General features: G+C 34.6%; 7 protein-coding genes. 3 read left to right on the forward strand and 4 right to left on the reverse strand.

Features of this window, described 5'->3' with window-relative positions:
* Positions 1–31: 31 nt before the first annotated feature.
* The 4 genes from ACFSRZ_RS06710 to ACFSRZ_RS06725 form a co-directional block, all read right to left on the reverse strand.
* Positions 32–1,090 carry a response regulator transcription factor gene (locus tag ACFSRZ_RS06710; RefSeq protein ID WP_379665768.1) on the reverse strand — a complete coding sequence of 353 codons (1,059 nt, stop codon included), beginning with the start codon at positions 1,088–1,090 and terminating at the stop codon, positions 32–34.
* Between the two features lie 99 nt (positions 1,091–1,189).
* Complete coding sequence (locus ACFSRZ_RS06715; protein WP_379665769.1) at positions 1,190–5,503, reverse strand: DUF7948 domain-containing protein; 4,314 nt, start codon at positions 5,501–5,503, stop codon at positions 1,190–1,192.
* A 252-nt stretch (positions 5,504–5,755) separates the two neighbouring features.
* Positions 5,756–8,104, reverse strand: a complete 2,349-nt coding sequence (locus ACFSRZ_RS06720; protein WP_379665770.1) for a family 20 glycosylhydrolase — start codon at positions 8,102–8,104, stop codon at positions 5,756–5,758.
* Positions 8,105–8,107: 3 nt separating this feature from the next.
* Positions 8,108–9,640 carry an alpha-L-fucosidase gene (locus ACFSRZ_RS06725; protein WP_379665771.1) on the reverse strand — a complete coding sequence of 511 codons (1,533 nt, stop codon included), beginning with the start codon at positions 9,638–9,640 and terminating at the stop codon, positions 8,108–8,110.
* Between the two features lie 156 nt (positions 9,641–9,796).
* Between ACFSRZ_RS06725 and ACFSRZ_RS06730 the strand changes: the two genes are divergently transcribed.
* The 3 genes from ACFSRZ_RS06730 (at position 9,797) to ACFSRZ_RS06740 (ending at position 12,877) form a co-directional block, all read left to right on the forward strand.
* Positions 9,797–10,678, forward strand: coding sequence for an AraC family transcriptional regulator (locus tag ACFSRZ_RS06730; RefSeq protein ID WP_379665772.1), 882 nt, complete (start codon positions 9,797–9,799; stop codon positions 10,676–10,678).
* A gap of 98 nt (positions 10,679–10,776) precedes the next feature.
* Positions 10,777–12,111, forward strand: a complete 1,335-nt coding sequence (locus ACFSRZ_RS06735) for an L-fuconate dehydratase (RefSeq protein WP_379665773.1) — start codon at positions 10,777–10,779, stop codon at positions 12,109–12,111.
* Positions 12,101–12,877 (forward strand): SDR family NAD(P)-dependent oxidoreductase, encoded by a 777-nt coding sequence (locus ACFSRZ_RS06740; RefSeq protein WP_379665774.1) that lies wholly within the window; start codon positions 12,101–12,103, stop codon positions 12,875–12,877. The genes ACFSRZ_RS06735 and ACFSRZ_RS06740 overlap by 11 nt, the downstream gene beginning before the upstream one ends.
* Position 12,878: the final 1 nt, after the last annotated feature.

A 12,878-nucleotide genomic window follows, 5' to 3' on the forward strand; every position in this document is an offset into this window, starting at 1 on the left:
ATGGTTATGAGGGATGAGTTTGGTACTAATCCTAGGGTTGATTTTTGAATTTTTCTATAAATTCTTTCCTATTGGTTACATTAAATTTTCCGTAAAGATTCCTAACGTGGGTTTTAACTGTACTTAATGAAATGAATAAGATTTGTGCAATTTCTTTATTGGTATGATTGTCACAAATAAGTTTTGCAATTTTCTCTTCTTGATTGGTCAGTGTTGAGTTTAGATCTTTCGATTTTATATTTTTTGGTAGAGCAACTTTTAGTCTTTTGAAGAGTAAAAGTGAAAGAAAAGCCAATAATAAAACAAGAAAACCTAGAACATAATTAAGAGCCCTGTGGCGTTTATATTTTTGTAAGACGATCTCATTTGTAATTTTTGACAATTCATCTTTATATTGAAGGTAGTATGATTTTTGAGTATAATCGGCTTTCAAAGATTCTAACAAATTATCATAAAATTGAGGGTTGTTATCGAAATCAGTTTTTAAATCAAAATTGTTTGTTTTTATACGAGAAAAAGCCAAAAGTCTAACTAAGGAAGATTCAATTGAATCTTTACTGTAGGATTTAAGTTTTTCAGAAAAATCATTAACAGTTTGTCGTTTCGCTTCTTTATTTTTTGTATTTGTATATTCACTTACTAATTGCTCTTCAAATAATTTTAGTTTGCGCCATTCTGTATCGGATGTATTCGTGTTTTTAGAACGAATAAACCAATGATCTTTAGTCTTTTTAAAAAAAATTGTATCTGTGTTTGAAAAAATAAAGTTGTGGTAATTACTTTTATCTATATCACTAACCAATTGTAAACCGTTTGTGTCAGACGCATTGGTGTGTATACGATATATTTTATCTTTTTGAGAAAGTAATTGACCTTGAAATCTAAAATACCCGAGGCTATCTGTTTTTGTTGAAAATAAAACTTGACTATCTGAAATCAATGATTCTTCATCATATCTTAACAAACTCAAATAAACAGTTGCATTTTTTTCTTTTCCATCGATATGCCCAGAAATAAGGTATTGCCCGTAACTTTTAGAAAAGGGTAGAATTAGTATGACTATCAGTAATGAAATTGTATTCTTTGGCATTTTGGGCTAATTACGTACAACGGTTTTGGCTATAATTTTTATGAATTAAGAATGAGAAGAAAATCTCACATAGAAATCAGCCAGTTTAAAATTAGTATTTTATCTTCTCAATGCGAAATTTCCGGAAAAAGATCGTCCATTACCAAGGTCTACTCTAAACCAATAATCATTTGACATCATTAGCTTGCCATTGTATTGACCATTCCAACCTAAACTATTGGATGACATTTTGGTGATTAGTTTTCCGTACCTGTTAAAAATTGAGATCTCCGCATTAGGGAAATTAGCGATTCCTTTAATTTGCCAGAGATCATTATGTCCATCATTGTTAGGGGTAAAGAACTTTGGATAATCAATTATAGTTACTTCTTTTGAATCTTGTCCGCACCCGTATTTATCTCTCACAAAAACGTTATAAATTCCTCCCTGAACATTTGAAAAGTAATTGCTTTCTTGGTAATTAAAACCATCAATAGAATATTCAAAACTTCCATCACCAGAAGCAATGATCTCAATATAATTGTCTCCTAGATCTCCAAAATTTACCTGTTGTATTTCAGGCAATTCAGAACGAACTAAGTCAAAGCTAAATGAGTTTTCACAAATTATACCGTTGTTCATCTGAGTAACTATCAAAACATAATTTCCTTCATTTGCTATTTCTGCACTATGTGTGTCTGAAATTTGAGTTCCATCTTCAAATAGCCAAGTATAGGAATGAAATCCTGAATTTACATTTAGAGTAAGAGATGGTTCTAAATTACAGATAAAGTATTCGTTTTCTAAGTTTACTTGCGGCAAATCATTTATTATTAAATTAAAAGATGTTTCTGAATAACAAACAGGACTTGAAGCATCTTCTACTCTTACATGAATGGTTTGAGAAAAAGGGTTTGTATTTTGAAACGATAAAGGTAGCGGGCTTGGTAACGGTTCATTATTTGAGTTATAATATGTAACGATTAACCCTGTTTGATTCCCAATAATTTGTTGTTCTATATCGGAAGTATCAAACTCGGCATACCCATTCCCTTGATCACAAGCGTATAAATTATTAGGTTGATTTATGGTTGGTTGTGTTACCGTTTGTAACTGTAGAGAAGTTTCGGTATAACAGGTTGAACTATCATTAGTAACCCTTACAGTTATGAGTTCATTATATGGATTGGAATTTGTATATGGATTTGGTAATGGATTTGGCAATTCATCGCCATTCTGATTAAAATAACGAACAGACATTCCTGTTTGGCCGTTTAAAACTTGATTTTCTACATTGGAAGTATCAAAATATTCTGAAACCCCATCACCATTATCATCACAAGCGGTTAATTGATCCAAGGTAAAAGCCACAGGATTAGGATTAACAATTAAATCAAACGTTGTTTCAACAAAGCAACCGGTATTGTCATTTACAACCCTTGCAGTTATAGTTTCGGTATTTTGAACTGAATTTGATAGAGGGTTTGGTAAAGGATTTGGTAAACTATTTCCGTTTCCATCAAAAAAGATCAGAGATACATTGTTTTGACTCCCTATTAAAGTAGTTTCGATGCCGGTAGTATCAAAAGTAGAATAGCCATCATTATTATCATCACAGGCAACGAGATCGTCTATTGCTGTGATTAATGGCAGTCCATTCACAACGAGATGAAATTCTGATTCTACATAACACCCCAAATTATTTTCATTAGAGATTCTTACTGTTATGGTTTCACCATTAGGAATAGAATTGGTCATAGGGTTTGGCAGGTTAGTAAACTCATTTCCATTGCTATCAAAATAGGAGACAACTACTCCTGATTGTCCGTTAAGAATTTGACTTTGAACTGTTGAAGTATCAAACGAAGTTGAAATTCCGGAATTTAATACATCTTCACATGCATAAATGGTAAATGGAGCATTAGCTGTTGGTACTTCAGAAACTGAAACTTCAAAAGTTCTTGTATCATCACATTCACCACCAGATTCTATAAAGACTGTATATACACCGCCATGACTTAAATCTGCATTTGAAATTGTAGGGTTTTGTTCGTTACTCGTAAATCCGTTTGGTCCAGACCAAGAGTAAGAAACTCCTCCTGAAGCTTGAAACGAAATATTGCCTCCTACACAAACATCTTCGGTAGCAGAGGCGGTAAATGATGATAAACAGTCTTTAAATTTGACTAGAAAATTATCCACATCTCCATTAAATACTTCTTGATGAGCTCCTGTAGTTGCTAAATCAGTAGAGCCAAATGTATAACCCAGTAGATATAGATCTCCTGCATCAGTTACTTCTACATCTAAACCATAATCCCCGGAAAATCCGCCATAATAGGTTCCCCAAATTCGGCTACCTGTAGGTGAAAATTTCACCAAAAAAGCATCAGTGCTACTAAAGCCGGGCCCAGATGAACTTTGATTTGGTTGAAAACCATCTGCGGTTGCTATTCCTGTAGGGCTTAATGTTTCTCCAACTAAAAAAATATTATTGCTAGAATCTACATCCACATTATAAATTTCATCACTTTCTAAACCTCCATATAATGTATTCCAAATGATTTGTCCGTTGGAATTAAATTTTCCGAAAAAACCTTCGTAGCTATAATAATCACCTTCTTTGGTATCTTGATGAGCACCAGGTGTGGTTGGAAAAACATTACTTCTTGTTGAACCGGCAACGATGATATGATCTTCTGAATCGATAACCATACCATATGAATTATCATAACTATCTCCTCCAAAATAAGTTCCCCATATTCTATCACCTAAAGGAGAAAACTTAACAAGAAAAGTATCATTCCATGTAAAACTGCCTTCATCTGAGTATTCTTCTTGATAAATACCTGTTGTGGCGATATTATCTCGACTAGATGTAGTTCCAAAAAAGTAAGGATTTCCGGAACTATCTATTTCAACATCAATAAAATGTTCATGTCCGTTCCCTCCATAATATGTTGCCCAAAGCCTATTACCATGCTCATCTAGTTTTACAACAAAACTATCCCAATTGTTATGGACATTAACATTTCCAACTTCTTTGAAGGCACCCGGTGAAGATATGTTTTGATTGCTGGCTGTTTGCCCAACGGCATATATATTTCCACTATCATCTGTAGTTACACCAAGTAGATTATCAAAACTTTCTCCTCCATAATACGTTCCCCAAAGTCTGATTCCGTCTACATTGAATTTAACAACAAAGCTATCTTCAAAATTATCAGGATCATTGTATAAATTTGGTTGGTGTGTACCAGCGGTTCCAATATTGGCATGACTAGTTGTTTCTCCAATACCAATAATATCTCCTTTTACATCAATGGTTATTCCTCTAAAAGTAGATCTACTACCAAAATAAGTTCCCCAAGACAAACTTCCATCAGGGAGAAATTTTGCCAAATAGCCTACCCAAGAACTTGTTGTGTTACTATAAGTACTTTGAAAGCTGCCAACTGTGGCAATATTATTATGACTTCTTGTATACCCCGAAATAAACACATTACCATCACTATCTGTTTCAACATCACCATTGTATCGGGTTTCATCTGCCTCACCACCATAATAAGTTGCCCAAAGTCTAACGGGTGTTGGGTCGATGACTAATTTCTCATTCTCTTTAACTTTTATATCATCTCCAGAAAAACCATAGGTGTTCTCTCCAACTTTAATAAAATTGAATTTTTTTTCCTGTTTTGATGTTTTGGTTTGTACCCAACTCTTAGGAATTATCTCTTTTAGCTTTCCATGAATCAAGTCTATTTCAATATTACCAGATACTTCTTTTGTATTAGCACCTTCTAATTTTATTTTTATATCAGAAATCTTAGCACCCTCATGTAGTATAAAATTATATTCTACAGGCTTGGTTTTGGAGTCTGGAACAAAAAACTCTACATCAATATTTGGATATATATTTTTATAGGTTACATGTTTGTATTGATTTACGCGTGTTACACCTTCTTCAGTATTTGAAACATTATAATAATTATAGTATTGCTTTGTTGCTTGTTTGAGTTCTATTTTCGTGTTTGGATTACTATTAACAAAGGAAAAATCTACTCTATGAAAATGATATTCTGAACAAATTTTTTGTTTAACAGTTTTTTTTCTTCTTGAAAATTTAGTTGGATCTTCATTGCAATCGTTTATTTTCTTTATCTCATATACATCATAGGAAAATCCGTCTTTCTTTAATTGTACATTTAAGCCAGGAGTGTTAAGTAAGTATAGTACATCTTGATTGAGATTTCCATTTTGATCAACAATTTGACCTTTATTTTCAATGAAATGATTTTTGTGTTTATAGCTGGGCTGCTTTATGCTATTCTGAGATATGACTATCTGATGGAGCAATACAATGCAAATGAATAGTATTCTTTTTGTTTGTCTCAACATGATTGGAGGTTTCATTTTCAACTTGCTGCTAGACATAGGGGTTGTTTATACCACCTTGTTTAACAATTAATAAAAAAACACTTGAGTTTATATTCTTTTTAAATACACGAAAAGCAATTTTTTTAGAAGCATAATGGTAGGGTCTTTTCCCTTACCACGCTGAGCAAATATAATATTTTCCTTTCTTCAAGACAATAGTTCCTGTTTTCTGTCATTTCATTGAAAATGGAAATAAAAACTCGAAGTCTTTTGACTTCGAGTTTTTATTTATTCTAAACGATAAATTAATCAAAACCCGTTCAGATGGATGCCCAACATACTTGAAGGAACTGGTTGTTTTTTCTCTTTTACTCCTTTTAAATGATATTGAAACTTAAGAGACTCACTTCCTCCTGCTTCAAAAAACTTAATAACGATAGGGTGTTTTCCTTTTTCTAAAGCAATCTGTCCTCGTACTTCTTTAGCAGCGTGTCTCCCATCATTATCAATCACCATTTTATCACCTATTTCAAGGGTACTTCCATCATCTGAGCTTAGATAAAATGAGTACACTCCTGCTTTAGGTGCAATAAAATATCCTTTGTATGATAATCCGAAATTATCACGTTTTCCACCTTCAGGAATTTTTACGGTTTCTATTACAGATGATTTTACTGGCTTTTTCTTTTCCATATCAGAGACACTTGAAAAGCTACCATGGTAACGTTTTAGAACAAGACCCGGTTTTGTCTCTGCGTTTTCCGGTTTTCTATAGGTTTGCTTTTCAAATACGGCTTCATAAACCTTAACCCTACGACCTTTTCTAAAGCTTCCAATCTTGAATGTAACTGGACTGGTAACAGTGATTGGTTTTTCATACAATGTTGAGCTAGCATCAGGAATAGAACCATCAGTTGTATATCTAACTTCATCAATAATATCCGGCTTTTCTATGTGCAATGTATCTGTAGTAACAAAAACATTACTACTTGGTAAATTAGGGAGATCTGGAAGATAAAAATTGATTCCCATCAAGTCTAAGCGAGGATAGATACCATCTACTCTTGTTAAAAAGTCGGTTTCATCTTTTTCTTTATTGCTCCAAGCCACTTCTGCCATAGACATCATACGCGGCATAGACATATAATCTAAGCGTTGTAAATTTGGAATATACTCACTCCAAAGATTTGCTTGTACTCCTTTTATATTCTCTTCGTGTTTTCCTTTTAGAGCTTCTGGGATAGGATCAAAATTATAAACATGAGATAGACTTTCACCATTAGGTTGATAATCAAAATAACTGTGAGATGTAGGAGTCATAATTACATCATGGCCACCTTCTGCAGCTTCAACAGGTTTTTCCGGTCTCCAACCACGCCAATACATAATGGTGGTACTTGAGTTGATTCCGCCTTCTAAAGCCTCATCCCATCCTATCATCTTTTTGCCTTTGCTATTCAAGAATTTCTCAACACGCTTTACAAAATAGCTTTGTAGCTCTTCTACAGATTTCAAACCTTCACGCTTCATTAATGCTTTACAATGAGGCGCTTTTGCCCATGTGTCTTTTTCCACTTCATCGGCACCAATATGAATGTATTCTCCCGGAAATAATTCTGCAACTTCGCTTAATACATTTTCAACAAAATCGAAAACACCTTCTTCGCAAGGGCACAATGGAACAGAAAAAGTTTTTCCCCAACGAGCATCTTCATTACACGCTAGAGACAACTCTGGATATGAATCTATAGCAGCTCTCATATGCCCAGGCATATCTATTTCTGGGACAATGGTAATACCTCTATCCATAGCATAATTGATAACATCTTTCATTTGCTCTTGGGTATAAAAACCTCCGTAGCGTTCTTCTCCATTAATGGTTTTAAAATGCTTTTTGGGTATCTCAAAAGTAGGATCCGTTTTTGCTCTTTCAATACAAACTTCATCATGACCGTTCATCGTTCTCCAGGCACCATTTTCGGTTAGCTTTGGATATTGATTGATCTGTAAACGCCATCCTTGATCATCTGTTAGGTGAATATGAAATCGGTTGAATTTAAAAAGCACCAATCTGTCGATAAATATTTTAAGCTCATCAACATCAAAAAAGTGACGAGAAACATCCATCTGCATTCCTCGATATTCAAAGCGAGGCTCGTCTTTTATGTTTACTGAAGGAACACTCCAAGTTACATTTGCTTGAACCGATTTAGATTCGATAGCATCCGGGAGCAATTGACGTAAACTTTGAACTCCGTACATAAGTCCAGATGCGTGATTCGCACTTATAACAACTCCTTTTGAAGAGATGTCTAAATGATAAGCTTCATCATTTCCTTGAATAGAAGTTAGGTTTAAAAACACAGTATTGTCACCTGCGCTTTTAGCAACATTCTGATCTAATGAAAAACCAGCAGCTTTGGAGAACATATTGGATAAATAACTTCCTAAAAAACGTAACTCTTCAGTATCTTGAGAAAGTACAATTTTAGTGCTGGATGAAAATTTAAAAGCCCCCTTTTTAGGTGTTAAAGATTGTGGTTTTGGAATGATCTGATATGCTTCTGTAGGGTTTGGTTTTTGATCGCTATCGCAAGCAGTAAATGTAAACCCTATTAAAATAGCCATAAGAACATGGCGTACTGTTCTGGTATTCATACGTTATTTTATTTTTAAAACAAATGCTTCTGTATTGAGTAGCCTTTTTTGTAAATATTTTGGAATTGAAATAGACATACCTTTCTCTGTCTGTTTCCATCTAAGTCTAGTTTTAGAACCCAGCAAAGAGACCTTAGCTCTTGAAGCCGGTTTGTAATCTGGAAATAGAATTTGTGAAGGTAATTCCTTTTGACCTTCTTGTACCATATAAATCAAGTAAACACTTCCGTCTTTTTTTGTAGTAATAGCTACTTGATCGAACTTATATGGAGCCATAGAATTAGTGTTGTAGATGGCTTCACTATTTATCTTCATCCAATCTCCTATTTCACGTAAAAGTCGGTAAGCTCCTTCATCCCAAGTTCCTTCCGGACTTGGAGCGATATTTAAAAGTAAGTTTCCTCCTTTAGCAACAATATCTATGAGTGTATGTATGCCTTTACGACCAGACATATACTTAGCGTTAAATGCATAAGACCAGCCTCCTCCGGCAATAATGCAAGACTCCCAAGGATATGGCAATGCTTCTTTAGGGATTCTGTTTTCAGGTGTTAAATAGTTTTGATTTTTTCCATGAACAGCTCTGTCTACCACAATCAATCCCGGTTGTTTTTTTCTAGCTTTGGCCACAAGTGCATCCATTTGAATATCTTGATTCACTTTTCTACGCTTTAAATAACCGTTTTTAGCATTCTTTAGTTGCTTGTCATACCAGCTTGTGATATCAGTTTTAGATTCTTTTGCAACCCATCCACCGTCTAACCATAGAATATCAACCTTACCATAATCCGTTAACAATTCTAAAATTTGATTGTGAGTAAAATTTTTAAACCGTTCCCATTTTTCAGGATTCGCTTCAGGTTCGTAATTTACGTTTCGATCTCTTGGAGGGAAATAAGGGTCCCAATAATCCGGATGATGCCAATCTGGTTTCGAAAAATAAGCTCCTGCCCATAATCCTTGACCTCTAAAAGCGTTAAAAATCTCTTTGGTAATATTAGCCTTAGGATTTGAACTAAACGGAGACCCTTTATCTGTGATCTTGTAATCTGTATACTTAGAATCAAACATAGAAAACCCATCATGGTGCTTGGTTGTGAAAACCATGTATTTCATGCCGGCATATTTTGCTGCTTCTGCCCATTTTTCAGGATCAAACTTAACCGGGTTAAACGTATTCTTTAATTGTTCGTATTCCTTTACATAAGCATAATAATTGTCGGGGTTTTTCCCTTTCTCTCTTTTACACCAACCGTATTCTTCAGGACAAATAGACCAAGATTCAACAATTCCCCATTGACTATAAGGCCCCCAGTGCATCAACAACCCGAACTTTAACCCTTGCCATTCTTCGATTTTTTTTAGTACAAGTGGATCGGTTTCTTTTACATATTTTCCCTCTTCATGTTCTTGTGAAAACCCTGATGTTGAAAAGGAAATCAATAAAAGAGTTACCCAAAAAAGAAGTGTGTTAACCTTATAATTGATTACTTTTTCTACCTGATAATTCTCTAAATGAATTGTTTTTTGGCGCATAGATAGATCGTTTAGTATTCAAAAAATAAAAATACACACAATCTGAAGTAAGCACTACCTTTTATTCGGCTAGAACTGATACTTTTTTTGCTCAAAATAGCATTAAAAAAATAAATAACTACATTTGATACCAATCAAAAACAAACAAAAGCATCAATGAAGCTGCATCTTCTCGATCGAAGTACTTCCAAGGATATTTCTTTTAGCGTAAAGACCAATCGCTATCCGTATTTTTTGAAAATATGGCATTATCACCCGGAGTTAGAATTGGTGTTAATGATAAGAAGTACAGGGACTCGATTTGTAGGCGATAGTATTGAGAAGTTTGAAAAAGGTGAGATTATACTCATAGGGAAAAACTTACCTCATATGTGGTTAAATGATGAAGTGTATTTTCAGAAAAATTCCCAACGTATAGCAGAAAGTATAGCCATTCATTTTAGAGAAGATTTTCTAGGGAAAGAGTTCTTCGGAGCACCAGAAATAAAGGAAGTTTCACAACTGTTTGAGCGAGCAAAACAAGGAATTAAATTCTTAAACCCGAATAAAAAAATTATCGATGAAATAAAAAAGCTTGTACGCTTAGAAGGGTTTGATAAAATGATGTTATTCATCTCTATTCTTTATAAGCTTGCTACACATAGCAACTACAAACTACTTTCCAACAAAGGATATGTTAATGCATTAGATACATCAAACAACAAGGAACTTGATAAAGTATACGAGTATATATTCAAAAATTTCAACAGAGAAATTACCTTAAATGATGTAGCAGAAATAGCCAATATGAACCCTTCAGCTTTCAGTCGTTTTTTTAAAAGGGTAAACCGAAAAACCTTTTCTAAATACCTTAATGAAATTAGAATTGGATATGCATGCAAGTTGCTAATGGAGCGTAAATATAGTGTCACCCATGTTTGCTATGAATCTGGCTTTAATAACATTTCTAATTTCAACAGGCAATTTAAAGCAATCATGCAAATGGCACCTACAGAATACTTAAACAAGCATAATAAAATAGCTGAAATCAATCAATAATAGCATTTAAGGCAAAAAAAGTATCATTGTTAATCATTATTTAGGTAGTTGAGTACTCTTTCAAAAAGTAGCTTTGTAAGGTAACATTTAGATACTTTATGACTGATTCTATTTATATAACAGAAATCGTTCCGAAAGATATTCGTTTTCCCACCAGTAAATCATTGGATGGATCAGATGCTATGAATCCAGATCCGGATTATTCTGCAGCCTATGTAATTATAAAAACCAACCACCCAGAATTAGAAGGGCACGGACTAACATTTACTATAGGGAGAGGAAATGAACTGTGCGTACAGGCACTAAAATCCTTGTCTTACCTAATTGTTGGAAAACCGTTAGAATCCTTTACCCAGAATATGGGAGCATTTTGGAAGATGATTACTGGCGACAGTCAGTTACGTTGGTTAGGTCCGGAAAAAGGAGTCATTCATTTAGCAACTGCAGCAATTGTAAATGCTGTATGGGATTTGTATGCAAAAGCAGAAAGGAAACCTCTGTGGAAACTGTTGGCAGATATGACACCGGAAGAGTTTGTTTCCTGTGTAGATTTTACATACATAACAGATGCAATTACTCCAGAGGAGGCTTTGGCACTTTTAAAAGCAAAAGAAGATACTAAGCAAAAAAGAATACAACAGTTGCGTGAAAAAGGATATCCTGCGTATACTACATCTGCCGGATGGTTAGGGTATTCTGATGAGAAAATAAGACGCTTGTCTAGAGAAGCAAAAGAGGAAGGGTTTACACACATCAAGATTAAGGTAGGAAGAGATTTAGAAGATGATGTGAGAAGAGCAGCAATTATCCGAGAAGAGATCGGGTCAGATATGAAACTCATGATGGATGCCAATCAAATATGGGATGTAGATGAAGCCATTGCCAATATGGAAGTGCTTAAAAAATTTGATCCTTGGTGGATTGAGGAGCCTACAAGTCCTGATGATGTGCTTGGGCACGCCAAAATTGCCAGAGCCGTAGCCCCTATTCATGTTGCAACAGGAGAACACTGTCAAAATAGAGTTGTATTCAAACAACTGCTTCAAGCCAACGCCATTGGAATTTGTCAGATAGATAGTTGTAGAGTAGGAGGCGTTAATGAAATTTTAGCTATTCTATTGATGGCAGCTAAATTTAATGTTCCAGTATGCCCGCATGCAGGAGGAGTAGGGCTTTGCGAATATGTGCAGCACTTATCTATGATTGATTATATTGCTATAAGTGGAACCATGGAGGATAGAATTATAGAATATGTAGATCATTTACATGAACACTTTTTCGAACCTGTGGTTATAAAACAGGGAGCTTATATGCCACCTGAAAAACCGGGATACAGTATTACAATGAAACCAGAGTCGTTGGAAACATATAGCTTTCCGAACGGAAAAGCATGGTCAGAAGAACAACCTAAGCTTACAAAAAATGAAATTTAGTTTAGCTAAGAAAACAGCAATTATTACCGGAGGAGGAAGTGGAATTGGAAAATCAATTTCATTGACTTTTGCAGCTCAAGGAGCAGAGGTTCATATTTTAGATCTTAACATAGAAGCTGCTAAGGAAACTGTTTTAGAAATTGAAGCAGGAAATGGACGCGCTCAAGCACACTTATGTGATGTAGCGAATCAGAAAAACGTGAATGAAATCATTCAAAAGATAGCACAACAAAGTTCAATTGATATTTTAGTTAATAATGCCGGAATCGCACACGTGGGAACCATTGAAACCACAGAAGAAGCAGATATGGACAAGCTCTACAACGTGAACATAAAAGGAGTGTACAACTGTGCCAAGGCTTGTATTTCTGAATTCAAAAAAAACAAAGGCGGAGTTATTTTAAATTTAGCTTCAGTAGCTTCTTGTGTGGGAATTTCTGATCGTTTTGCCTATTCTATGACCAAAGGAGCGGTACTTACTATGACCTATTCAATTGCAAAAGATTATATAAAAGATAATATTCGATGCAATGCTATTGCGCCGGGAAGGGTACATACTCCTTTTGTAGATGGTTTTATACAAAAAAATTACCCAGGTAAAGAAGATGAAATGTTTGAAGCATTATCTAAAACACAACCCATAGGTCGAATGGGAAAACCTGAAGAAGTTGCCAATTTAGCACTCTTTCTATGTTCTGATGAAGCCGGATTTATTACAGGAATTAACTACCCAATTGATGGAGGTTTTATCTCTCTAAACAGTTAAA

Source organism: Pseudotenacibaculum haliotis, from assembly GCF_042684245.1.
Taxonomy (GTDB): domain Bacteria; phylum Bacteroidota; class Bacteroidia; order Flavobacteriales; family Flavobacteriaceae; genus Polaribacter; species Polaribacter haliotis_A.